The sequence below is a fragment of the Xylella taiwanensis genome, from assembly GCF_013177435.1.
Taxonomy (GTDB): Bacteria; Pseudomonadota; Gammaproteobacteria; order Xanthomonadales; family Xanthomonadaceae; genus Xylella; species Xylella taiwanensis.
This window is the reverse complement of record NZ_CP053627.1, coordinates 1,116,194-1,141,597: the sequence shown is the minus strand read 5'-3', so window position 1 is coordinate 1,141,597 and position 25,404 is coordinate 1,116,194. Positions and strand designations below refer to the sequence as shown.

Genomic DNA, 25,404 nt, shown 5'->3' with positions numbered 1-25,404 from the left:
TACACCACTGAATAGTTGGCACCTGCAAACACGGCCAGGAACTAGGGGAGATTCATAGCAGGTTTCTGCTTTTTACTTTGGCATTCTACTTCGCTTAAGAGATAAAGCCTCGTTTCTCTCGCACTCACCTGTGATCGACAAAGGAGTTTCAGCATGACCAAGAGTCAAGCGCAACACTATGTCGTTGGCTCTGGTCTTGGCCGTTTTCGGATTCACCATTTCCAACACGTTTGTTTGACAAGGTCCAAAAACAATTAGCGAAGCGGCAATGGCAGATTGCCAAAGAGCAAACCGCAAGACGAACTACACAGTTATAGCAATGGGTGCAGCTTTAATGGTCTATCTTGTGACATTGTTCCGGTAAAAAATTGGCAGCCAACGTAATCAGGGGCTTAGGCTGGAATGCGACGATTTAACTGACTTTCCTGTTCCATTGCTCCCCGAACTTCGGTTCCAGCGATATTCGTCATCAATCACGTGAACGACGCGATATAAGTCACCATCGGCCTGCAGCGTAGCTCCTGTGCGGTGCGTGGTGGCAAACGCATCCAAACTGGTGCATCTGTTTGTCACTCATGTGGACACGTCGGACAAGACAATTTCAGCACAGCACCCATCCTCGAACGCTACCAAGATTTATAATTAAAGCTACAGGATTAAATCTTCGATGTGCGAATCAACCAACGCACAGGGCAGAACACTAGAAATGCGCCGTTCGCAACCCAAATGATCCCTGCAACGGCAAGCGAAGTCCCCTACATCCTCGACGGCCTATTCATAAACGAATGCCGGTTGTTATATCCCAGAGCAATTGGTCAACACAGGCGGCTTCACTGATCATGTTTTTGCCGCATGCGCTATTGCTGGCTACCGGTTTGCTCCGTGCATCCGCGATCTGCCGTCCGAACAACTCTACGCTTTCAATCCTTCGACCGTCCCGGTACGCCTGTGGGCCATGAGCGGCGGAAAAATCAATCAAGCCATGATCGAGCGCAACTAGCCTGACATCCTGCGCATTGCCACCACCATTACAGCCAGAAGCATCACGCCCAGTCAGATAACGCCACGCCCATATCGGGCTCAACAAGGACGAAGCCCATCACACGCTCAAAGGAGCTATCAGCTTCCATCGCCGGGGCCAAATCCGCGACCGTTCTGCCGAAGGCGAGTACTACCAGATCACCGACATGAACCTGCTTGCCGCGATCATTCTCTTCAGGAACACCATACAGTTGGCCGAAATCGTCGCCAACCAGAAAAGCAAGGTTAAATTGCCATTACTCGATCTGCTGGCTCATATCTCGCCGCTCGGATGGGAGCACATCAATCACACCGGAGAATATCGTTGGCCAAAACTTTATCGTAGGATTCCGCCCTCTCTCGCAAAAGCCCCCTCCATCGCCGTCGTACCGCCGCTGTGCACAGACATAGAGCTTTGGAAATTGGGAATATGACCTCAAGATGTACAAGCGCTGCAATAAGGCCGAACGCCTGTTCCGCAGGCTCAAAAGTTATCGCTGTATTTGCTCCAAAGACGAGAAGCTTGATGTCATGCTCATCACCTTGATTGGCTTGGCTCCGATTGCCGATGGCTTACAATCGTGTCGCTAGTCCCTAATACCAACTGCGGCATCGTTCCACAGCTACTTATTCAGCACATTGTTTTTGTAGAGGATAAGGATAAAGCGAGAGAAACAAAGTCATCAGGAATGCATCACTGACTTTCAATTTATCCGGATACTTTTTCTGACCAACCATTATCGGGAAGCATCTACTGCACATGACTTCACTAGTCACTGCAGGTGTTGCAGAAACGCCAGATCGTCAGGATGCACTAACTATATCGGCGATAATAATCGATAAAGGTAAACGCGTATGCATGATGCATATCAGCCTTATGGGATTCACGTGTCATGATCTCCCAATCAGCAGGATCGAACATAGGAAAATACGCGTCAGCACCCACGACGGCCACATCCACGTGAGTCAAGTACAGGACATTGGCATACGGCAAGGTCAATGCATACAGTTCACCCCCACCAATCACACTTAACCTGTCGGTACCCTCCGCAGCTGCCTGCGCGATAGCCGCATCCAGTGAATCCACCACCCGCATCCCCGGAAATGGGATTTGCCCAGAACGGGTCAACACCAGATTGGTTCTCCCTGGCAAGGCACGCCCAAGCGAGTAAGCAGTCTTGCGACCCATCAGCACAGGTCGACCTAAGGTCAATGCCTTGAAACGCTTCAGATCATCAGGCAGGTGCCACGGTAAGTCGTTACCACGGCCGATAGCGTAGCAAAGATCCAACGCAGCAATTAACGAAACGATCATGGAACTGTGTACAAGACGTTGTGGATATTCATTGGCAATCTCATCCCTATCGAACACAGCCCCTCTGTAAAGACAACATTGATGAATCTGATTCCAACCCCATCCTCTCACCTCCATGGATCAATTTGGACTGATCTTGCAAACCACAAGCAGTAAAACCTGAAGAAAGATCACGATTAAAAACAAACCTCAAATCCCATAGGAGGTAAACAACGATATAAATACACCAACCAAATTTTCTCTGGCTTTCTTAGGACGGTTTGCCATTCACTGAACCCACACTGGTCCTGACATCTATGAAGTCGCCGACTGACACCATAAATCACACTGCCACAGGTGCCTTGATGGCCGGATATGGATCATAGCCTTCAATCACGATGTCATCGTAGATAAAGTTGAACAGGTCAGTGACTGCCGGATTGAGCCTTAATACCGGTTGCGGTCGCGGCACACGCTCCAGTTGCACATATGCTTGCTCGACATGATTCGCATACAAATGTGCATCGCCCAACGTATGCACAAAGTCACCTACAGCTAGACCAGTCACCTGGGCCAGCATGTGGGTGAGAAGCGCATAACTAGCGATATTGAAAGGGACACCAAGAAAAATATCAGCACTGCGCTGATAAAGCTGGCAGCTCAACCGGCCATTGGCAACATAGAATTGAAATAATGCATGGCACGGCACCAAAGCCATCTGTGGAAGATCAGCCACATTCCAGGCGCTGATCACCAACCGGCGCGAATCTGGATTACGCTTGATCTCATCGACCAACCAACGGATCTGGTCGATCTCGTGGCCATCCGCACCTGCCCAGCGCCGCCACTGCTTGCCATATACAGGCCCCAACTCACCCGTGACATCAGCCCATTCGTCCCAGATGCTGACCTGATGCGACTTAAGATAAGCAATATTGGTTTCACCTCTGAGGAACCACAGCAACTCATGAATGATAGAACGTAGGTGCAACTTTTTAGTTGTAACCAGTGGGAAGCCTTGGCCGAGGTCGAATCGCATCTGCCAACCGAACACACTGCGTGTACCCGTCCCGGTGCGGTCAGACTTCTGAATGCCATTCACAAGCACATGATGCAGTAAATCAAGGTACTGCTTCACTTAGAAACCTCAGTAACAGGCGCCGGCTGCAATACTGGTGCGCGACGCGACAACCAGCACAGGAACAATCCGATCACGATCAGCGGCAAGCTTAAGATCTGGCCACGCGTCAGCCATCCGAACGCTACATAGACACCGTTGTCTGGCATACGTACAAACTCGACCAGGAAACGAAACACACCATACAACAGCGCAAACAATCCAGACACCGCATAACGCCCACGTGGTCTGCGTGAAAATAACCATAGCGCTATGAACATTACCAACCCCTCAAGGAGCGCTTCATACAGCTGCGAGGGATGCCGGGCATAGTGACCCAGAAGACCAGCGGCATAATGCTGTTGGATATGCGCGAAGTTCATCACATCCTGCATCGCAGGCTGCCCAGCAGGCACATCGCTAAGCGGAGCACGCGGAAAGATCACTCCCCAGCCATTCTGGGTGAACTTACCCCAAAGCTCACCGCCGATGAAGTTGCCAAGCCGACCAAAACCTAAGCCCAGGGGGACCAGTGGTGCAGCGAAATCAACCACATCGAACATATGCAGGCGCTGCCGCCGAGTCCACCAAGCCACTGCCAGCAAGACACCAATCAAACCACCATGAAAACTCATACCACCTTCCCAAACCTTAAAAAGCAGCAGTGGTTCTCGCAAGAAGTCATCGAACGCATAGAACACCATATAACCGACACGCCCACCCAACACCACTCCCATCATCGCGTAGAACAACAGGTCGGAAAAACCATCCATGTTCACACCAGACAAACGCCCGGCCTGGATTCGGTGACGTCCCAAGCACCAAGCCGCACCAAAACCTGCCAGATACATCAAGCCATACCAATGCACCTTCACCGGACCAAGCGAGAAAGCGATTGGATCGATAGCGTGGAGATAAATCATGTGGAATCGTGCCCTGCCAAAAAGCGAGAACACCCATTGTGCCATCGTGCAGCCATCCATCAGATAACCTGCCGCAAGCAAAGGTATTAAAAAAGACGCGGACCTAAGATCAACACCCAGCAAAGCACCACGTTGCCCAACGTGATGAATACCGCAGCCGATCCCATATCCTTCGCACGTCCAGCAAGCTCATGGTATTCAGGCCCATAGCGCTCGATGACTGCTTCAATTGCCGAATTGAGCAACTCCACCACCAATACCAACAATAAGGCACCAACCAACAGTACCTGTTCCACAGGGGTTTGCCCCAGCCACAGGCCCAGAGGCCCAAGCACCAATAGCAATATCACTTCAAAACGGAAGGAAGACTCGTATAGCCAAGCTGCACGCAACCCCTGCAATGACCAGATTGCAGCTTTGTAAATGCGCCGCGGCCCACGCGGCATGTGTCCAAATTGGTCAGCCATTATTTCAACAAAAGTTAGAAAAGCTGGCATAACAGAACAGCGCCCCGAACATGCCCACGGAACGCAACGATTCTGCCACAACAATGCCGCCGTCTTATCAGAAGCTATCCGTGCGCTTATACAATCCCAATCCATTTAGGAATTGATGTAAACACGAAGCATTGCACAATAAATTGCTCAACGTCTAGCACAGATGCACCTAGCATTCAGTGCAATCATCAACAATTTCTAGCGATACTTAACTTCTTTTGGCAGCAATAAGGCACATCTTAAAGATTCTCATATTGCGATTGATTATCGACTTAGCTCTAAGACATTGATTGTTCGATATCGACCATCCGGTAGCCAGCGCTCTGTACAGTGTGTAACAGTGGTCGACCAAATGGTTTGTCAACCACCTTGCGCAAGTTGTATAGATGGCTGCGCAGCGTATCTGAATCCGGCAGACAGTTGCCCCAAATCTCACGTTCAATCTCTTGGCGACTGACTACACGTGGCGACTCACGCATTAAGATAGTCAGCAGGCGGAGCCCAATCGGCGAAAGTTGAAGTTCGGTACCGGCACGGGTAGCACGCATACTCACCGGATCAAGGACAAGGTCAGCAAGCTTGAGCACTTCCGCACCAACTTGGCGGCGCTCACGACGGATTAGAGCTCGCAAGCGAGCTTCCAATTCCTGAATCGCGAATGGCTTAGTCAGGTAATCGTCGGCACCGAACCCCAGTCCGGTGAGTTTGTCGTCAAGTGTGTCGCGCGCTGTCAACATAAGAACAGGTGTAGATTTACGTGCATCTTTACGCAGCTGGCGACAGACCTCTATGCCGTCTAAGCGGGGCAGCATCAAATCGAGCACCACAACGTCATAGCTGTTCTCAACGGCCAAGCGATAGCCGTCTAAACCATCGACCGCGTAATCTACTTCAAAACCACGGCCTTCCAAGTATTCACCGATCATCTCCGAAATGTTGCGGTTATCTTCCACTATCAGGACAAGTCCTGAGGTTTCCTTGGTCTGACGCATGAAGGCTCCCAGTTCTTCAGGTTTGTGAAATCGTGCTGCATCACCTCGTGGAAGCAACGTGAAGATCCTGTCCTTACTGGATATGCTCAGTGAGTGTTTCTCAAAATCCTGACACAGTTACAGCTAAACACATTGCCGAGCACCCGCAACTACTCAGCGTTAACCCGATGCCCTGCCAGCCTGCACTCATTCGGACTGCAACACCACATCCTACAACGGGAACGAGCACATCCGATGAAATACCGTGATCAATTCTTGATAGCTACCAAGATAAAGATTAAAAAATATAACCTTCTCGAAGTAGACCATGGATCAATCACTGGAGGTAGAGTGAGTCCGATGAATATTTAAGAAATAAACAACAAGCTGACTGATGTCAACAATGACATTCATCTAGATAGCATCATGCTGCCGTCAGAACCATTTCCATTTCATAGCCATGTAAAGCCACATTAGCAACCATTGTGCCAGCCGCAGTATGCCAAACATATAGCAATGGCTGGGTGGCACTATCACAGCTGGTTGCACGACCAGAGCAGGTCTCAAGCTGGCACAGTATGAAGGTTATCCATAAGACGATACCCTCCCTGGCTCAGTCAGCCATCACCAAGTTCACTAGAGTGTGTAAGTAAAGCAACCAGAGATGTGCAATAACCTCGGTACGGATACAGATGATGTTAACCACACAAGCATACATGGAATCAGAGGATTGTATTACCGAGATACCGCACCCAATGGCTGCCGGCCAACAGACACGAGGACTTCAAAATAACATTCAACCGGTTACTGCCGTTGTGGAACTTCCTCACTACGAATACTTGTAGCAGCGATGGTGTACTAACAAACATCCGAAACACCTGCACAACCGACGCTCTTCGGAAACCGACTTGGCCGGAATGTGTAAACCCTCTGCTGCCACAGATCGAGCATGCACTGAATCACATCAGCTCCCAGATGAAATAAGTCAATGCTTTTTTAGACTCACTTAGACACTGGTACTCTCTATTGGACTCATGGACGCTCATGCCAGGGGCGCATCGCGATTGTCGTCTAAAGTGCAGATCACGGCAATTCGACTGACATTGCAGCTTTATTCTCCTGCTCCTACTGCACACTACATGCCACTTGAAAGTTCTATAACTTATGTTCTAGGGAATGAATGACATGTCGTTTACGAGCATCTCCATACACCATAGCAAAAGACCGCTGGAATCAAAGCACGACAATCACACTCTCCACATCACTTATCCAGAGTCCGGCACCTGATTGACAGCACCCCATGACATCTTCAGATGAATCATAGACACTGAATGAAGACTCCCTCTTCATTGTGGTTATCATCATCCAAAGATGGTTATCACTGCTGTGGCCGAGTCAACACTCGACCAATCCTGTGCATATCGATCTCGTCGGCAGCACGTATCAGCGCAACGCGATCGCTACCCGGGTCAAAGCTAATCCGAAAATGCAGTTCACCGACTGGCGTACGCGATGAATGAATCGAGGACAGATTAATCCCATGCTGCTCGAACACTTGCAGCAATCCTCGCAATGAACCAGGGCGGTCCTCGGGAAGGTACACACTGAGAACCAACGGCTCAGTCAAATCAGCCAACAAATAGCCGATCCGCTCGTAGTTATAGTTACCGGCCACCAGCGAAGCTTCCGCAAAAGCTTGGTGGTTAGCTTCCAAGAAGCGGGCACGGAATCGCGCACGTGCTGCATCACCACCACAATGCACCAATTCGCGTAGTTCCAGCAACTGACCAAGCAGGCGGTCCAGCATCTCAGGTACATACGAATTTCCAAACTGGATATCCTCGTAAATCGACGGATTCAGAGACAAAATCCGCGCAATCATCGCCGTATCCAACTCAAATGACGTCGAGCGGAATGGCATGATCGACTGAAGCTCGCCCAATAGAGGCAGGTAATCGCGTAACACACCCGCCTGTGCCAGGTGGCAGGCATGTACCATTGCCTGCACCAACGCCATCACCCGGTCATGGTACTCAGGCGTCGCAGCCACACATTCAGCCTCCAACGCCTCACACAGTTGCACCAACCACGGACGCCAACGGTGTAGTCGCGCCTCACAGACCACCAACACACGACCCTTGAGCGTGGGTGCCTTAGGTGGTGCAGTCATCGGATGCAACCCAACCACCTCGGCCTGCGAAGCCAGCATAGCCGACACAGGAGCTTGTTTGATCGATGTCACATCGATCCAAAGCTGTCCAGCTTCAGCACCGCCAGCCATCGCCACGTATTCACTGATCAACGCAGCGGTATGCCTGATAGGCACAGAGAACACCAACACCTCAGCACAACACAGTAGCTCGATTGGCGATAGCGAGGCTGGATCGGCCGGATCATAGCCAATCACCTTCAAGCCCATGCGCTCACGCAGAAATCGGCCCAGCCAGTGTCCATAGGCACCAGCACTACCGACAATACCAACCACTGGAGCCACACTCACACCAGCAGCCCTATTAAAAAAGGACATCGTGTAACCAAGCGGCAGGAGCCAAGGGAAATATATTCGTGCACCGCAACCGGTATGACGGTAGACAACTGTGACGGGACCAAAATAAAGTCGTGTCGACGGGCTAGAAACTGTCTTGGCATTGCCAGCAGCAATACACCACACATATGACGTAAAACCGATTCATTGCCATAGTTCAATGCCTGATATACGCAGCAAACCTCAGTGAACGCGGCATGCCTCTTACCAACTGGACGAAAGCAATGATGGTTCAAATGTAACGCGAGCAGCAATTCACTCAGGACGTCATCCGGTCCCAGAAGCTTTTTACACCATCAAGAAAGGTGGCCGACTTCGGCGAATGCTTACGCGCATCCTCACCAGCGAAAGTCGTCTCAAATTGCTCTAGCAGCTTACGCTGCTCAGCAGTTAAGTTAACAGGAGTCTCAACCATAATACGACAGTACAAATCGCCTTCGGTGCGACTACGCACCGAACGTACACCCTTGCCACGCAGGCGGAACAGCTTGCCAGTCTGGGTCTCAGCAGGAATACGAATCTCGGCCTCCCCGTCAAGCGTAGCCACACGGACAATGTCACCGAGCGCAGCCTGCGAAATGCGAACCGGCACTTCACAGTGTAAATCATCGCCATCGCGCTGGAAGATCGGATGCTCGCGCACGCGCACTTCCACGTATAGATCACCCGGGGGCGCCCCCGCCGGACCAAGCTCACCCTCACCACTCAAACGAATACGATCACCATTGTCCACACCAGACGGAATTTTAACTGAGAGAGTTTTATGGTCCTCAATACGCCCAGCGCCACTGCAAACCTTGCACGGATTTCGAATAATGACGCCTCGTCCGCCACAATGCGGACATACTTGCTGCATAGCAAAGATGCCGCGTTGAATCCTCACTTGACCGCTACCGCGACAAGTATTGCAAGTCTCGACTTGACCGTCTTCTGATCCACTACCATGGCAGTGAGTACATTCAACCAAAGTTGGTATCTGAATCTGTCGTTCAACACCAGCAACAGCTTCCTCCAGATCCAACTCAACCACGTAAGCGATGTCGGCACCGCGGCGTGACGCGCGCGCGCGCGCGCCGCCAAAGATGTTACCGAAGATATCACCGAAGATATCGTTCATGTCGGGCGCATCGCCGCCCCCCATGCCGTGTTCGAACGCGGCATGACCATGGGTATCGTATAACCTTCGTTTTTTTGCGTCGGCAAGAACTTCGTAGGCTTCCTTGCATTCTTTGAACGCCGCCTCTGCAGCCACATCGCCAGGATTACGATCCGGGTGGTACTTCATCGCACAGCGGCGATAAGCTTTTTTCAGATCATCTTCGCTAGCAGTACGGGACACGCCCAGCACTTGATAGTAATCACGCTTACTCATGGATAGCAGACATCAGTAGTTAAAGAAACGGCACTCAATCGAAACATGCAGATAGCAGCAAAACCAGGGAAAACAGCGAAGGGCAAAGCTTAGCCTCACCCATTCGCAGTGTCCTTCCACCTCAGCATAAAGGGATTATTTTTTCTCGCCCTTGACTTCTGTGAACTCAGCATCAACCACATCATCAACTTTAGCTGAAGATGTAGCACCAGCCCCCGTGCTTCCTGCCTGTTCTGCTGTTGCTGCCATGTACAGCGACTGCGCAATCTCGGTAAGGATTTTAGATTTAGCCTCAATCTGGCTCTTATCATCACCTTTCATCGCAGCTTCAAGTTCTGAAAGGGCGGTTTCGACACGCCCAATCACCTCACCACCCGCCTTACTACCATGCTCCTTAATAGCTGAACGGGTTGAATGAATCAAACCGTCAGCATGGTTCCTTGCCTGCACCAATTCTTGGAACTTTTTGTCTTCCTCGCGATGCGCCTCGGCATCAGCAACCATCTGTTGAATCTCATTATCCGACAGCCCAGAGCCGGCTTTAACCTCGACCTTCTGCTCCTTATTGGTCTTCTTGTCCTTGGCAAATACATGCAAAATACCGTTGGCATCAATGTCAAAAGACACCTCGATCTGCGGCTGGCCACGCGGCGCAGGTTCAATGCCCGCCAAATCGAATTTGGCCAGCGATTTGTTGAAACGCGCCTGCTCTCGCTCACCTTGTAACACATGGACAGTCACCGCAGACTGACCATCCTCTGCAGTAGAAAACACCTGGGATGCTTTGGTCGGAATGGTTGTGTTCTTCTCGATAATCTTGGTAAACACCCCACCCATCGTTTCAATACCAAGGGATAACGGAGTCACATCGAGCAACAACACATCCTTGACATCACCAGCGAGCACTCCCCCCTGAATCGCAGCGCCCAGTGCCACAGCCTCGTCCGGATTAACATCCTTACGCGGCTCCTTACCGAAAAACGCAGCGACTGCTTGCTGTACCTTTGGCATACGGGTCTGGCCACCGACCAAGATGACCTCCTGAACATCGCTGGTACGCAACCCAGCATCGTTCAACGCAATGCGACATGGCTCGATTGACTTACGGACCAAGTCGTCTACCAATGCTTCAAGCTTGGCACGCGTCAGCTTGATGTTCAGGTGCTTCGGACCAGAGGCATCAGCCGTAATGTATGGCAGGTTAACCTCCGTTTGCTGTGAGGAAGACAATTCGATCTTGGCACGCTCGGCAGCATCCTTTAAACGTTGCAACGCCAGCGGGTCCTTGCGCAAATCGATACCCTGGTCCTTATTGAATTCATCAACCAGATAATCGATGACACGCTTGTCGAAATCCTCCCCCCCCAGAAAGGTATCGCCATTGGTAGCCAATACCTCGAACTGCTTCTCGCCATCCACTTCGGCGATCTCGATGATCGACACATCAAAGGTGCCACCACCAAGATCATACACAGCGATCTTGCGGTCCCCGCCTTTCTTGTCCAGGCCGTAAGCCAATGCCGCAGCGGTCGGCTCATTGATAATACGCTTGACATCTAAACCAGCAATCCGGCCAGCATCCTTCGTTGCCTGACGCTGGCTATCATTAAAGTACGCCGGCACAGTAATCACTGCATCGGTCACTTTCTCGCCCAGGAAATCCTCGGCGGTCTTCCTCATTTTCTCCAGCACATTGGCAGAAATTTCCTGCGGTGCCAGCTTCTTACCAGCAGCAGTGGCAACCCAAGCATCACCATTGTCGTGCTGGGTAATCGCATACGGAACCAAATCAAGGTCCTTCTGCACCTCCGCGTCGCCGAACTTCCGCCCAATCAAACGCTTCACCGCATAGAAAGTGTTTTTCGGATTCGTGACCGCTTGGCGCTTGGCCGCAGCACCGACAAGCACCTCGCCATCCTTGGTGTAAGCAACAATCGAAGGAGTAGTGCGATCACCCTCCGAGTTCTCGATGACACGCGCCTTGCCGCCATCCATAATCGCCACGCACGAATTTGTGGTGCCGAGGTCGATACCAATGATCTTGCCCATAAGGGTAGCTCCTAAAAGTTTTGCATCAAATCCCCAGCCGTGCCGGGGTCTGGTTCAAATGTGGGGATGACCGACGCCTGCTCAAGCGGCTGTCACCAAAGTTGTATTCGATCGGCGGGGCTCAACAGAACTCAATCTTGCTTGGCAACAACCACCAGAGCCGGGCGCAGCAGACGTTCGTTGAGAAGATACCCCTTCTGAAACACCTGGATCACATGGCCTGGTTCAACGTCGGCACCCTCCGCCTGGCTGATCGCTTGGTGGTGTTCGGGATTAAATAGCTGACCGACCGGATCCAACAATGTCAAGCCGTTGTCAGTAGCGACCTTCAGCAACTGCTTGTAAGTCAGCTCCAGGCCATCACGCAACGGGCTTGGCTCAGTACCGGAAGCAGTCAGTCCCGCATCCAGACTATCAAACACCGGCAACAACTCACCAAGGAGTTTTTCGTTGGCAAATTTGCGCGCCTGTTCCACATCCCGAATGACACGCTTCCGCTGATTCTCCAGCTCAGCACGCTCGCGCAACACATCCGCCTTGATCAACGCAATCTCACTGCGCAATGTCTCAACCTCAATCTTGAGCGGATCAGTTTCAGGTGAATCCTGCGTCAGTTCTTCAGAATCAAATTCGGGGTGGTCTTGGTTCATATACAAATCCTGGGCCAGCGGAACACCCGCCTCAACTCCACCCGTATGTGGGCAAGGCGCCGGCTTTCAAGAGCAGTCCATCATTCATTCAGTGATAGCGACAATGCATATTAACCTCACCTAACGCACCATCGGTGGCTCCAGTGCCGTGCCCAGCACCTGGGCCGCAACCTCTACCAAGGGGATCACCCGGTCATACGCCATCCGCTTGGGACCAATCACTCCCAACACCCCCAAGACCTGACCGTGCGCTATATATGGCGCAGTCACCAGCGAAATATCCTCCATGGAAACCATTCCGGTCTCCTCACCGATAAAGATACGCACCCCTGGCGCATCAATCGTGCGCTCCAGTAACTGCAAGATCTCCCTCTTGCTCGCAAATGCCTCGAATAACTCACGCAAGCGATCGATGTCCGAAAGATCCTGAACAGCCATCAGCCGAGTCTGTCCAGCCACCACAATATCCTCACCATCCTTTGGCACCAACATCTCCGAAGCAAGATCGAGGCTATGCGCCAACAACTGTTCCATCTCGTCCTTGGCCTTGCGTAGCTCGCACAACACAGTGGTACGGATATCGGCCAACGTGCGCCCGATGAAGTGCGCATTCAGGTAATTGCTCACCCGTTCTAGTTCTCCAGGCTCGTACGCACGACGCGGCTCAATGACCCGGTTCTGTACCTCATTGTCAGCAAAAATCAGAATCGCCATGATCTGATGCGCATCCAAGGGCACAAAATCAATATGGCGAAATGCGAACTGTTCACGCCGTGGAGCACTGACCACGCCCACAAAATGAGTCATCGCCGATAAAATTTCCGATGCACTGCCCAACAGCGCCTGAGTCCCCCCACCGACCATCTCAACACGTAACCGACGAATATCATCCTCGCTGGGAGGCCGCATCTGCACCAAGCTGTCCACAAACATTCGGTACCCATGCGCCGTCGGTACCCGCCCCGCCGAAGTATGTGGCGAATTGAGTAGACCAAGCTCCTCCAAGTCCGCCAGGATGCTACGGATCGTCGCCGGACTAATGTCCAGTCCAGCATGCTGCGCCAAGGTCTTCGAACCAATCGGCTCACCATTCTGGATGTAGCACGAGATCAACGTCCGCAACAATTGCCGGGCTCGGGGCTCAAGCGTAGGAGAAGAGGAGACGTGCATGTGATATTGGTAAGACAAAGGAAACAAATAGTCTCTCAGCGGACCGTTGGCAAGGCCATCCATTTTCTGTCCTCGCCTCTCGCCCTAAAGCTTTTTCGATCAACACCGCTCTAACGCCATGCTCAGACATCTCTCGATTAAGGACTTCGCCGTTGTACGCAACATCGAATTAGAATTTGGTCCAGGGATGACTGTGGTGTCCGGCGAGACCGGTGCCGGCAAATCACTGATCATTGATGCTCTTGGTTTCCTCTCGGGACTACGCGCCGATAGCAGTATCGTCCGCCACGGCGCCGAGCGTGCCGAATTGTCGGCTGAATTCGACATCACCATACATCACCCTGCCCACGTTTGGCTGCGCAAGGCAGATCTCGATGACACCGAGCAGTGCCAGCTACGCCGAATCATCCGTGCCGACGGTGGCTCGCGTGCATGGATCAACACACGTCCAGTCCTACTATCACAACTGACCGATCTCGCCGCCTATCTGGTCGAGATCCACGGCCAACATGAACACCAGACGCTGCTCTCACGGCAGAGCCAGCTCGGGCTTCTGGACACCTACGCACAAAACGAAACCGAGCGTGGCGCAGTGCAACAAGCCACAGCACATTGGCAGGCACTCCTGAACGAACGCGATGCAGTACAGACACAAGGTGACATCTCCGACAGGATCAATTTCATCCAGCACCAACTGGCCGAATTGCAACGCGAAAACCTGGATCCGGCCACCATCAACGCATTAGACACCAGTCACCGACGTCAAGCTCATACCGCTGCACTCATTGAAGCCTGTAAGAATACTACCCAGACCTTGAATGGCGACGACACCACCTCAGCGTTGAATCTGCTGCAATCAGCTCGTCACAACCTAAGCCGTGTCATCGAACATGACGCACGATTAGGCGAAGTCGAAACCTTACTAGACAGCGCAATGATCCAAGTGGACGAGGCGCTGGTGCTACTGGACCGGGTGCATAACGACCTGAACGTCGATCCAGAACAATTTGAAGCAATCGAACTTCGAATCGGACGCCTGCATCACCTGGCACGCAAACATCGCTGCACACCTCATGACCTGGCTGCACAGCGCGACCGTATGGCCGTTGAAGTCGAATCAATGCGCAGCATGGATATACGCTTACAGCAACTGGACCGGCACATCACCAACGCCATCGAAGATTGGCGGCAAGCAGCGGAGATGCTCAGCATTAGCCGCACGCGCGCTGCCGCAGCACTTTCAGCAGCTGCGACAAGCCTGATTGGTGAATTAGGCATGGATGGAGGACAACTTCTGATCCAACTGCAACCACAAGAAAACAGCCGGCCGCATCCTAATGGTGCCGAACACACCGAGTTTCTTATCACCACTAACCCAGGTCAGCCGCTACGACCACTACGCAAGGTTGCCTCTGGAGGTGAACTGTCACGCGTGTCGCTAGCCATCATGGTCGCCGCACTCGCAACACTGGACCTGGATACAGCGCCAACAATGGTATTTGACGAAGTCGACACAGGCATTGGCGGCGCAATCGCTGACATCATCGGCCAAAAACTACGCGCCTTAGGCGAGCAACACCAAGTACTATGCGTCACTCACCTACCACAAGTCGCCGCCAAGGGACATACTCACTACCGAGTCAGCAAAACGCCTGTGGATGGCATGACCCAGAGCGCCATTGATCTGCTCGACCCGCACGCTCGTCAAGAAGAACTAGCACGCATGCTGGGCGGCGTGAACATTAGTAAAGAAGCACATGCAGCAGCACGCAAACTGTTACAGGAGATATAACCAGCGCCGCTGGGAGCGGGACGATCCCTAACAGGTCAGAAACGCCTTCTCCATGTAGAACTGCTCTTCAAAACACACAAGACTAAGATCACTCTCAAACCATGTTGTTACAGGAGCACGGCGGGAACCTCACCATTAACGACCGCGCTTTCTACGTACGTACAATACTAGCGAGTGCTCTTCTAACTCATAACCGTGTTCAGCAGCAATCCTGCGCTGCAGCAACTCAATCTCATTGCTCTCGAACTCAATGATCTTACCGGTGTCAACATCCACCATGTGATCATGATGTCCGCCACGATCGATCTCATAGACCGCCTGCCCGCTTTCGAAGTTGTGCTTAAGCACTAATCCTGCCGCCTCGAACTGAGTCAACACCCGATAAACTGTAGCCAAACCAATCTCGTTGCCCTGTTCGAGCAGCTGCCGGTAAATGTCCTCAGCACTGAGATGATGTTCACTGCTGGACTGTTCGAGCAGTTCGAGGATACGCATCCGCGGATGCGTCACCTTCAAACCAACCTTACGCAAATCATGTGATTCCATTGACTTCTCAATTGATAGATCGTTTAGCGCCCGCTGCCTCGTGAATCGGTTACGGTAACCGCATGGGAGTGTATCATCGCGGGAATATTTACCTGTGACTGCTAAAATCCCAATGCGTAATCTCCTGCTGGTCGCTGCCCTTCCTCTCCTCTTTACCACTGGTTGCGGCATCATCTACAAACAGCCAATTTATCAAGGCAACTTGATCAAAAAGGAAGCTGTTAATCAGTTAAAAGTCGGCATGAACAAACAACAGGTCGCCATGCTACTTGGTACCCCGTCGATCTCCGACGTGTTTCACACGGACCGTTGGGATTATACGTCCACCCAACGCACCAACCGTGCGCTGCACACTGAGGTTAAGAATTTCACCATCTACTTTCAGAACGACCTAGTCACGCGCTGGGAAGGAGACTACTTCCCGAACCAAGATGAGAAACTAGCGGAATCGGCACGCAAACAATTCGGTCCAAACCTATCCCGAAAAGAGCACGGTAGCCGCTGAGCAGGTTCTATCGAAACTTTTAGAAGTATTACGTCGGCACAGCGCGTCGGCGCCGTGCCTCCTTAGGATCAATCAGCAACGGACGCAACAATTCAACCCTGTCACCGTCGTACAACACATGGTCTGGTTTAACTAGCACTCCGAACACCGCATAACTCACCGCCTGCTCGATCCCATCCAACGCAGCCATCGTCACCGCATCTGCCACCCGTGCCCCCTCTTGCAGCATGACCTCGCAGCAACGAACGCAGTCCGGCCAAGCAATCAGTACTTCAACTCTCATCCCCCCTCCCTCACACAATCGGCAATACGAATGAAGTCCTTGACCATGCAATCAGCCAAGCTATTGAATCCCAGTGTCAAGGCTGGACTCAACACACGCGAGACCGGCTCAAACTCCAACCTCAAACTGACCTTGCAAGACTCTTCTGTCAACGTCAGGAACTCCCAACGCCCTTCCAGACGTTTGAACGGACCATCACGTAACTTCATATCTATCTGAAACGGCCGCTGCAAGGTATTCTCAGTCGTAAACCAAGTCCGCAACGCCCCTACCCCCACATCCAGCCGCGCCATCAAACGATGTTCGTTATGCTCGAATAATTGCGCCGCATGACACCAACTAAAACGGCAAGGATAAGCAGCAATATCGTTGACAAGATCGAACATACAACTTGCGCTGTGGCAGACCAAAGCGCTACGGCAAATAATAGGCATAACATTTAGGCGTGGCGAGCAGACAGATCGTTCAGAAAAATTCTATTCGGGGACAATAGTCGGATGAACAAGAAACCTCCCAAGAATAAAGCAAACAGCACAACAAGCCCAAAAACCATCGCTCTGAACAAACGTGCACGTCATGACTACCATCTGATTGAACGCCATGAAGCCGGTCTGGAACTACAAGGCTGGGAACTCAAAGCAATCCGTGCCGGCCGTGCCAACCTTGGCGACGGCTATGCCTACGTCCGCGACGGCGAACTCTTTCTGATTGGTGCCCAAATTACTCCGCTTATCCAAGCGTCCACCCACATTGCCGCCAATGACCGCCGTACCCGCAAACTACTGCTGCACCGCCGCGAAATCGACACATTAATCGGACGTGTAGAACGCGAAGGTTTCACCCTGGTCCCGACCGCGATGTACTGGAACAAGAATCGGGTCAAACTAGAAATTGCCCTAGCCAAGGGTAAACAGGCCCATGACAAGCGCCATGCAGAGAAAGAACGTGAATGGCAACGCGACAAACAACGGATTATGCGTGCCCATAACCGCAACGCTTGACCATGACACGAGTGGAAAGAATCAAGACCTAAATATCAATGGATATCAACAGGAAGCTGAAAACAAGTCACCTGATCTGAATCAATTGGAACAGCAGCCACATTCTCTTAGAAGTCGAGTTTGTTTTCCTCGATCATCTGAAAACCACAAAAAAAGAGCCACAAACGTGGCTCCACAGTGGTGTTGAGTTTGAAGAATGAGTATTAAATGCCACTGTTAAAAACGGCCACCCACACTCAACATACCGCTCCAGGTCCTGTCACCAAGCGCTGTCTTGCTAACCTCCACCATTGCCCCTAAGGACATCGTTAGATTCAGGCTGTACTCCACACCACTGGTCATTGTTCCCATCATGCGCTGCCCCCCGTCTTGATGTACAAAGCCACCGATATAACCAGCATACCCACGGTATACCGGATCATGTCCATGAAGCATCCGATCAACTTCAAGACTTGTCATCCATTTCATGCGTGCTGTTAGCGGTACGGTAACATCTGCACCAACATACGCTGAGGTACGTTGGTTATTCACAGCGCTGTAGGTCACGGGGAACACTGCATTATGCTCGCTGTATCCAGTACGCAAAACACGGCTGTCCCGCACTCCAAGATGCCAACCCAATGAAACACTACGATCGGCATTGAATCGTTGCCCTGCTTCCAGCGAAGCATCCCGGCCTTTCATACGACTGCGGCCAGTTCCTGCCTCTGTATTTATCAGCAACGGACGTTGCACAACAACGCTGTACTGATTGAAAGCCACGGCTGGACGTACATACCATTCACCACCTCTGAAGGGAGCATGCCATTGTGCATAAAACCCTGCACCCAGGTTACGGTTGTTTTTGAGATAGCTATCCGGCAATGAGCGGGACAGTGAACGGTCCAGCGAAACACCCGTAGACAGTGTTTCAGTCAGCGCATAACCGAGTCTGAAACCGACGACCTTATCTCGACTGCTACCTGTAGAGGTGAGTCCAGTACGCACAGACCAACAGTTCCGGCTCTCATCGGTCTGACATCCTTGCTGTAGACGGATGAGTTCTTGGCGCTGCAGATCCATGACCGAGAATGTCTCTGCTGCTAACAGCGATAAGGTGCGTATGGTGTTGGCTGCATCCACTTTGACCACTATCGGTTGGTGAGGTTGTGGTTGTGGTTGTGGTTGGGGTTGTGGTTGGGGTTGGGGTTGTGGTTGTGGTTGTGGTTGGGGTTGGGGTTGGGGTTGTGGTTGTGGTTGGGGTTGTGGTTGGGGTTGTGGTTGTGGTTGGGGTTGTGGTTGTGGTTGTGGTTGGGGTTGTGGTTGTGGTTGTGGTTGGGGTTGTGGTTGGGGTTGTGGTTGTGGTTGGGGTTGGGGTTGTGGTTGTGGTTGGGGTTGTGGTTGTGGTTGTGGTTGGGGTTGGGGTTGGGGTTGGGGTTGGGGTTGGGGTTGGGGTTGGGGTTGGGGTTGGGGTTGGGGTTGTGGTTGGGGTTGGGGTTGGGGTTGGGGTTGCGTTGGATAAATGATTTTCCAGACAGCCGCATCGTCTTTTCCTGAATCGATTTCAGAATATCCTGCAGCAATTGTCCCATCTGCAGAGAGTGCGGTAATAATAGAATATCCTGAATTATCACTTTTTAATGTTCCCAGGTCGATTTTCGTTTTCCAGTGATCCCCCAACCAAATAGTGGCACGTCCTATGGAAGAATCAGACTCAGCAAACCCTGCAGCAATTTTCCCATCGGCGGAAAGTGCATAAACAACAGAATTTCCTGAATGATCACTTTTCCATGTTCCAAGCTGAGTTTTCGTTGTCCATTGGTCACCAGACCAGATGACTCCATAAACAACACTGCCATTTTTCATAGAAAAATAACCGCCTGCAACTTCCCCATCAGCGGAGAGTGCTCGCACCTCAGCCCCTTCGGATTCATCATTATTCAATGTTCCCAGGTCAGTTTTTATTCCAAAATTATCACCCGACCAGATAAATCCATGCGTAAAAGCGAGGATGTGATTATCTCTGTCTTTTTCTAACATACTACTTGGAATGTCTCTGGAACTAACATATCCTCCAGCAACTTTTCCATCTGTGGATAAGACATTCACCTTGGCATCATAATATTCTTTTGGCACATCAAGCTGTTTTATATCTTCCCAGTGATTCCCCGACCAAACAATTGGAACAAGATGAGCAGAGACACCGTATCCACCAACGGTTTTTCCATCTGCGGATAATGCATTAACCACTCCAGACTCTAAACTCCCCAAATCAAGCCTTTTTTTGTTTCCCCATGAGTCACCGAACCAAACGATTGGAATCAAAATACTCGAAGTGACATCAACATCTGGAAATTTTTCATTGGAGGCCCTACGTTGAACATTGGCATGTGATGGACTAGAAAAAATACTGATGGTTTCATAACCACCAGCAATTCCCCCATCAGAAGACAACGCTTTCACCTTGCTACCTGAAAAAGAGGGATCAAGAATAATTTTATCTTTAAAATTACTTCCTGACCAAATAGTTGCAACATAGTCACTACCATCAGGAACAACAAATCCACCAGCCACTTTCCCATCCCTTGAGAGAGCATCGACATATGAATATTGAGAATCATCACTTGTCAACGTCCCCAGGTCATATTTTTTTAATACTGATGGCATGCTTCCATTTGAATATACAACATCTGCCTCCCACATAGATAACACGATAAATACAGTCAAAATTTTTCTTTTCCTGATTTTCATTTTCACAATAAATAATCCGTAAATTTCAGAATATTATCCATCATCTAATGAACTTCCGTCTTGATACGTTAACTCATAACCAGACTGAAAGTCTGAATAATCTCATATTTTTTTAATCTATTTACCACTTAATCATTCAATAAGGTTATATATCGCATCCTAATCTTTACGAGCTGCAACAGAGCAATATGAAAAACACGTAATTATTCAATTTTCACAACACATGCACCAGTATACCTTCACCCTATTTAAAGGTTCTTGATGTATTCTTAATAGCACCTCTCATTGAATAATTGTCCACAGCGAACACAAATAAGCATTCATTTGTTCAGCAAGCACTGTAATTATTAGTATGCGGATTAATACCAGGGCTGACCCCAATAAACTACGTAAGCTGAACGAACCCTACTCCTGCATAACACATAAGCTCACATACAACTGCTTTCCAACAGCTCCACTGTTAACCGTGCAGAATCATGAAGAACTACGGCAATCCTCGTATTTACTCCAACTGCGCAGCAACATATCAGCCTCTTTAAAATATCTGCACAAAATCTTAGATGGACATCGACTTTGGATTCGCTTCGTTTCGCGGTAACAAACAAACACCCGTTGATCGAGCACTGGACCCTGGGATATGCCATCCGATACTCGCACTTCCACTGTGAAATACCGTAGCCCCGAGGCAATGTCGCCTTTAGAGCGCACTTTAAATATGCAGATCCTTCCCTCGTACTATGTCACCCATAGTGGTATCCAGACTGTATTACCTTGACCTGATCCATAAAAATACATTGCATTGTTCGACACATAACGTACTGCCTTTGCTACACAATTCAACGTATCCGAACACACTCCTGCTCTCAAAACACATGTCCTGCATAACCAAACAGCAGACCCAACGTATCCACCTACCATGTGCCCCGCTTGGATGTACCGCCTGCAAGCTCATGTAACTGTATGTCCAAGTCTGGCCATACAGAATCGGAATCACTCCCCTGCACTGCCTCTACCTGCCTGACAGAAATAGAACACAGATCATTTACCGCAGCAGCCAAGGTTACGACTGCCGACAGAGGAGTTCCTAATACGTGACGCATCGGCGCATGATCAGTACGATGCAATACAACACGTTGAACATCACCCTCAACGCCTATGCACACTGCGGCATCTCTTCAACGAAGGACAGCGAAAACCCTGTATTCATCGCTAGGAGACAGTCCACCGGACTTCGTCCGTCCACATTGAATCAACCCGACCAACTCAAGGTTCATAGAGCATCTCAAAGATGATCACATCAATAGATGTCGAGGATTTCTGGAATATCCACCGAAACTGTCGTTATCCAAACACAAGGATATCCAAGCAAACTAATAAATAAAATGCGACGCCCATCACTGAACGTCGCCAAAATCATTGGCCGTGTGTTTTTTAGCACAAGCCGCTTAGTGTGAGTTTTAATGACACGCCAGGACGGTTCACGCCGCTAGCGCGGCATTTTATATTGGCGTGATATTCGATGCCTGGGCACCCTTCGGGCCCTGCGTCACGTCATAAGTCACTCTCTGGCCTTCCTGCAAGCTACGAAAGCCTTTTGAGTTAATCCCGGAATAGTGCGCAAACACTTCGGGAGTACCATCGTCCGGTGAAATAAATCCAAATCCCTTTTGGTCGCTAAACCACTTAACTGTACCGCTCGGCATGGTGATGCGAGACCTTTGCAAATTGAATGGGTAGTGTACGTCCCCTAGCGCACATACTGAGTATGCAAAGCTTGGGTCCGAATGACAATCACCCTCTCGCAAGTTTACTAATTAGTTCCGGAAGACAGCTGGAAGCTGTCGCAACATTGGACAAAATCTCCCCCATTGTGATCTCGCTTCCATCACCACAACCCGCCGCCCAGTTCGAGACAATACCCAAGCAGGCATATTCCAGACCTTTCTCGCGCGCCAATGCAGCCTCAGGCATACCCGTCATACCGACCAGGTGACAACCGTCGCGGCGTAACCGGGCAATCTCTGCAATCGTTTCCAAACGTGGTCCCTGAGTCACTCCATAGCAACCATATTCGACCAAACTGACATCCACAGCACGTGCTGCACGCAGTAAACAGCTACGCAGCAGTGGAGAATAAGGATGGCCAAAATCCACATGCAGCACCTCACTGCCCACTTCCTCGCAAAAGGTGGAGACACGCCCCCAGGTATAGTCGATCAATTGATCAGGACAAACCAGCGTACGCGGACCAAACGCATCGCTGATTCCGCCGACAGTATTGAGCGCTAGCACACGACCGACGCCAAGTTGCTGCAACGCGGCAATGTTGGCGCGATAGTTAATTTTGTGTGGTGGCAACGCATGTTCCTCACCATGACGAGCCAGGAAAGCGACACACTGGCCGAACAGCATACCAACCCGGATCGCTCCAGAAGGGCGGCCATAAAACGTCTCAACTTCGTACACCTGTACATCGTCGAGCTGAGAGAGAGTGTAAACACCAGTGCCACCAATCACGGCCAGAGCAATCGTTTGCATAGACACCATCCACCTACTGCCTCATCGCATAAATCGCCGGGATACCTCGCAGTTGCCCAGCGATGTCCATGCCAAAACCGAATACATAGCGGTCCGGAACTTCGACGCCGTAATAATCAGCAGCCATATTGGGTACACGGCGATCATGACGCTTGACCATCAACACCACCAGCGACACATCAGCAGCCCCCTGTTTCAGGCACCACTGACGTACCTCCGACAAGGTATGACCCTCGTCAAGAATATCGTCAACCAAAATCACACGGCGACCAAACATGACACTGACAGGATGATGCTTCCACACCAATGCGCCACCAGTCTGCTCGCCACGGTAACGCGTCGCATGCAAGGAATCGAACTGTACGTCCTGGCCGCGCGCACCTAGCTCCAATGCCAGTTGACCGGCAAACGGCAACGCACCATGCATGATGGTGACAAACAATGGCACCTCGCCATGGTAATCGCGGGCGATGTCATCGGCGATATGCGCAATAGCCGCATCAAGACTGGGACGGTCGACCAATAAATCGGCCTGAGCAAGTGTCTGGGAGATAGTGAAAGTAGGCATCAAGTGGATGTTCCAAATCGTTCAAATAAACGGGATTGAATGGAACCATAACGAACATCAGCTAGTAGTCCATCCCAGCCAAGCGCACCGCGACCGATTAAGCCAATAAGAGCAGCCGTGTTGGCGCGACGGCCAGCAACAGCGGACAGTGCCTCGTTAACCAATTCCGGATGGCACACCAGAACCACGTCACAACCAGCATCTAGATGTGCGTGCACACGGCCCGCAACACCACCAACGCTATGCACAGCAGCCATGCCGATGTCGTCAGAAAACACTACACCTCGAAAACCCATGCGTCCACGCAAAATAACGTTGATCCAGTGTGCAGAGAAACCGGCCGGCTCAGGTGTGACCTTTGGATAAACCACATGTGCCATCATCACTGCATCGGCACCGGCAGCAATGCCTGCCGCAAACGGCACCAAATCCTCACACTCGAGTGTTTCCAACGGACGCACATCCACTGCACGATCAACGTGGGTATCCTCAAGAACACTACCGTGCCCGGGGAAATGCTTGAGCGTCGCGGGCATACTAGCAGCATGCATCCCCTGCACGTAGGCCCGAGCAAAAGCGGCAACCACGTGCGGGTCGTCACTGAAAGCACGATTGCCAATTGCACGGTTACCACGCCCCAGGTCGACCACCGGAGCAAAGCTTAAATCCACACCACTGGCTTGGATTTCACTGGCCATCAACCAAGCGTGCTCGAACGCCACCTCCAGCGCCACCTCCGGATCGCACGCGTACAATGCACCAACCCCTTGCAGTGGTGGTAACGCGCTATAGCCCTCCCGGAAACGCTGCACACCCCCTCCTTCCTGATCAACGGCCAACAAAAGTGGCCGTGGTGCGGCAGCACGTAGCGCACCCGATAGCTCGACAATTTGCGCGCGTGAAGCAAAATTACGCTTAAACAGTACGACTCCGGCCACTGCATCGTGCTGCAACCAATCCATCTCCTGAGCACTGAGTGCAGTACCGGCTACACCAATAAGTAACATTGCAAAGACCTCCAGTCACAGCACCACAGGGACACCAACACACCCTTGTCGCAAAGATATAAGTCCGAACACGTCAGACTGCCTGTTCAAGGGCTCGTACCAGCTTGAGAACCACCGCACACTGCAAACAACGCCCCGCTTAACAAACACATCATCGCAATTCACACCAATAAGACGCCAAGTCTCTTGGCATCGCTGCTCAGCAGCAGCAATGGTTGCCACTACAATTCATGCTTGGCCTCACCGCCGCAAAGGGCAATACGGACACACGCAACATAAGATCAAACTAGACCGATGCACACCAGCAAACGAACGGATGCGAAGCCAGAGCAAGACTGTAGTAACGTGCGTCATCAGTCACCTCAGCACCAAGCCAATCCGGCCACACAAAGTCCTCATCAGCACTGTCCAGCTCAATCTCAGCCACCACCAAGCCAGCGTTATCACCGAAAAACTCATCGACCTCCCACACGTGGCCCGCATAGCGCACCAGATGACGACGCTTATCAATCAATCCCCCCACACACAACGCAAGTAAATCGCTCGCCTCACTCAAAGGGATTGCATATTCGAATTCCTGGCGAGTATGGCCAAGTTCCACCGACTTAAGGTTGAGATACGCCTCCTCCCCTTGGATACGTACCCGCACTGACACTTTCTGCACACCGCTTCCCAATGCTTTCTGGTCATTGATATACCCTTGAGTCATCGGGATGACTACATGCGCAGCAGCACGCCAACTTTCCCCAACAACCAGGAATTTACGTTCTATTTCGATCGGCATAATTTTATAAAATTCAGAAAAAATCAGAACGGATGGGGCTTT

General features: G+C 51.1%; 24 protein-coding genes. 4 read left to right on the top strand and 20 right to left on the bottom strand.

Features of this window, described 5'->3' with window-relative positions:
* Positions 1–775: 775 nt before the first annotated feature.
* Complete coding sequence (locus tag PLS229_RS12700) at positions 776–1,084, bottom strand: hypothetical protein (protein WP_425511080.1); 309 nt, start codon at positions 1,082–1,084, stop codon at positions 776–778.
* Here PLS229_RS12700 and PLS229_RS12695 point away from each other — a divergent pair.
* A complete protein-coding gene (locus PLS229_RS12695) occupies positions 1,074–1,454 on the top strand; it encodes a Tn3 family transposase (RefSeq protein WP_325065065.1) in 381 nt (126 codons plus the stop codon). The genes PLS229_RS12700 and PLS229_RS12695 overlap by 11 nt on opposite strands.
* A gap of 380 nt (positions 1,455–1,834) precedes the next feature.
* On the opposite strand, the gene PLS229_RS04845 is transcribed toward PLS229_RS12695, so the two are convergent.
* From PLS229_RS04845 to hrcA, 10 genes are all read right to left on the bottom strand, one after another.
* Entirely contained in the window at positions 1,835–2,335 is a 501-nt protein-coding gene (locus PLS229_RS04845) for a dihydrofolate reductase (protein ID WP_038270308.1), read from the bottom strand.
* 322 nt (positions 2,336–2,657) lie between these two features.
* Positions 2,658–3,452 carry a thymidylate synthase gene (locus PLS229_RS04840; protein WP_038270148.1) on the bottom strand — a complete coding sequence of 265 codons (795 nt, stop codon included), beginning with the start codon at positions 3,450–3,452 and terminating at the stop codon, positions 2,658–2,660.
* Positions 3,449–4,354 (bottom strand): prolipoprotein diacylglyceryl transferase, encoded by a 906-nt coding sequence (lgt, locus tag PLS229_RS04835; RefSeq protein WP_038270310.1) that lies wholly within the window; start codon positions 4,352–4,354, stop codon positions 3,449–3,451. Before lgt ends, PLS229_RS04840 begins: the two co-directional genes overlap by 4 nt.
* An 86-nt stretch (positions 4,355–4,440) precedes the next feature.
* Positions 4,441–4,821 carry a diacylglycerol kinase gene (locus PLS229_RS04830; RefSeq protein WP_038270150.1) on the bottom strand — a complete coding sequence of 127 codons (381 nt, stop codon included), beginning with the start codon at positions 4,819–4,821 and terminating at the stop codon, positions 4,441–4,443.
* Positions 4,822–5,129: 308 nt separating this feature from the next.
* Positions 5,130–5,843, bottom strand: coding sequence for a response regulator transcription factor (locus PLS229_RS04825; protein WP_038270312.1), 714 nt, complete (start codon positions 5,841–5,843; stop codon positions 5,130–5,132).
* Between the two features lie 1,357 nt (positions 5,844–7,200).
* A complete protein-coding gene (locus PLS229_RS04820; RefSeq protein WP_038270314.1) occupies positions 7,201–8,322 on the bottom strand; it encodes a prephenate dehydrogenase in 1,122 nt (373 codons plus the stop codon).
* A 304-nt stretch (positions 8,323–8,626) separates the two neighbouring features.
* On the bottom strand, positions 8,627–9,739 hold the full coding sequence (gene dnaJ / locus PLS229_RS04815; protein WP_114867099.1) for a molecular chaperone DnaJ: 1,113 nt from the start codon (positions 9,737–9,739) through the stop codon (positions 8,627–8,629).
* Between the two features lie 135 nt (positions 9,740–9,874).
* Positions 9,875–11,788, bottom strand: a complete 1,914-nt coding sequence (gene dnaK / locus PLS229_RS04810) for a molecular chaperone DnaK (protein ID WP_038270151.1) — start codon at positions 11,786–11,788, stop codon at positions 9,875–9,877.
* 131 nt (positions 11,789–11,919) lie between these two features.
* Entirely contained in the window at positions 11,920–12,438 is a 519-nt protein-coding gene (gene grpE / locus PLS229_RS04805; protein ID WP_038270153.1) for a nucleotide exchange factor GrpE, read from the bottom strand.
* Between the two features lie 120 nt (positions 12,439–12,558).
* Positions 12,559–13,608, bottom strand: coding sequence for a heat-inducible transcriptional repressor HrcA (gene hrcA / locus PLS229_RS04800; protein WP_038270316.1), 1,050 nt, complete (start codon positions 13,606–13,608; stop codon positions 12,559–12,561).
* A 118-nt stretch (positions 13,609–13,726) separates the two neighbouring features.
* Here hrcA and recN point away from each other — a divergent pair, with 118 nt between their 5' ends.
* Positions 13,727–15,400 (top strand): DNA repair protein RecN, encoded by a 1,674-nt coding sequence (gene recN / locus PLS229_RS04795; protein WP_038270155.1) that lies wholly within the window; start codon positions 13,727–13,729, stop codon positions 15,398–15,400.
* A gap of 135 nt (positions 15,401–15,535) precedes the next feature.
* On the opposite strand, the gene fur is transcribed toward recN, so the two are convergent.
* Complete coding sequence (gene fur, locus PLS229_RS04790) at positions 15,536–15,946, bottom strand: ferric iron uptake transcriptional regulator (protein WP_038270156.1); 411 nt, start codon at positions 15,944–15,946, stop codon at positions 15,536–15,538.
* Between the two features lie 112 nt (positions 15,947–16,058).
* Between fur and PLS229_RS04785 the strand changes: the two genes are divergently transcribed.
* A complete protein-coding gene (locus PLS229_RS04785) occupies positions 16,059–16,451 on the top strand; it encodes an outer membrane protein assembly factor BamE (RefSeq protein WP_038270157.1) in 393 nt (130 codons plus the stop codon).
* A gap of 28 nt (positions 16,452–16,479) precedes the next feature.
* Here PLS229_RS04785 and PLS229_RS04780 read toward each other — a convergent pair whose 3' ends face one another.
* The gene (locus tag PLS229_RS04780) at positions 16,480–16,734 is read right to left on the bottom strand and encodes an RnfH family protein (RefSeq protein ID WP_038270165.1); all 255 of its coding nucleotides are present in this window, start codon (positions 16,732–16,734) and stop codon (positions 16,480–16,482) included.
* Positions 16,731–17,168, bottom strand: a complete 438-nt coding sequence (locus PLS229_RS04775) for a type II toxin-antitoxin system RatA family toxin (RefSeq protein ID WP_038270167.1) — start codon at positions 17,166–17,168, stop codon at positions 16,731–16,733. Before PLS229_RS04775 ends, PLS229_RS04780 begins: the two co-directional genes overlap by 4 nt.
* Positions 17,169–17,231: 63 nt before the next feature.
* Between PLS229_RS04775 and smpB the strand changes: the two genes are divergently transcribed.
* Positions 17,232–17,735: an SsrA-binding protein SmpB gene (gene smpB / locus PLS229_RS04770; protein WP_038270168.1), complete on the top strand. Its 504-nt coding sequence runs from the start codon at positions 17,232–17,234 to the stop codon at positions 17,733–17,735.
* Positions 17,736–17,951: 216 nt separating this feature from the next.
* On the opposite strand, the gene PLS229_RS12230 is transcribed toward smpB, so the two are convergent.
* The 6 genes from PLS229_RS12230 to PLS229_RS04740 form a co-directional block, all read right to left on the bottom strand.
* On the bottom strand, positions 17,952–20,471 hold the full coding sequence (locus tag PLS229_RS12230) for an autotransporter domain-containing protein (RefSeq protein WP_230428199.1): 2,520 nt from the start codon (positions 20,469–20,471) through the stop codon (positions 17,952–17,954).
* Positions 20,472–21,964: 1,493 nt separating this feature from the next.
* On the bottom strand, positions 21,965–22,168 hold the full coding sequence (locus tag PLS229_RS04760) for a cold-shock protein (protein WP_038270170.1): 204 nt from the start codon (positions 22,166–22,168) through the stop codon (positions 21,965–21,967).
* A gap of 88 nt (positions 22,169–22,256) precedes the next feature.
* A complete protein-coding gene (locus tag PLS229_RS04755) occupies positions 22,257–23,009 on the bottom strand; it encodes an S-methyl-5'-thioinosine phosphorylase (RefSeq protein WP_114867214.1) in 753 nt (250 codons plus the stop codon).
* A gap of 7 nt (positions 23,010–23,016) precedes the next feature.
* Complete coding sequence (locus PLS229_RS04750; protein WP_038270175.1) at positions 23,017–23,571, bottom strand: hypoxanthine-guanine phosphoribosyltransferase; 555 nt, start codon at positions 23,569–23,571, stop codon at positions 23,017–23,019.
* On the bottom strand, positions 23,571–24,578 hold the full coding sequence (gene nagZ / locus PLS229_RS04745) for a beta-N-acetylhexosaminidase (protein ID WP_038270178.1): 1,008 nt from the start codon (positions 24,576–24,578) through the stop codon (positions 23,571–23,573). Before nagZ ends, PLS229_RS04750 begins: the two co-directional genes overlap by 1 nt.
* 286 nt (positions 24,579–24,864) lie before the next feature.
* Positions 24,865–25,362 carry a CYTH domain-containing protein gene (locus PLS229_RS04740; protein WP_038270320.1) on the bottom strand — a complete coding sequence of 166 codons (498 nt, stop codon included), beginning with the start codon at positions 25,360–25,362 and terminating at the stop codon, positions 24,865–24,867.
* Positions 25,363–25,404: the final 42 nt, after the last annotated feature.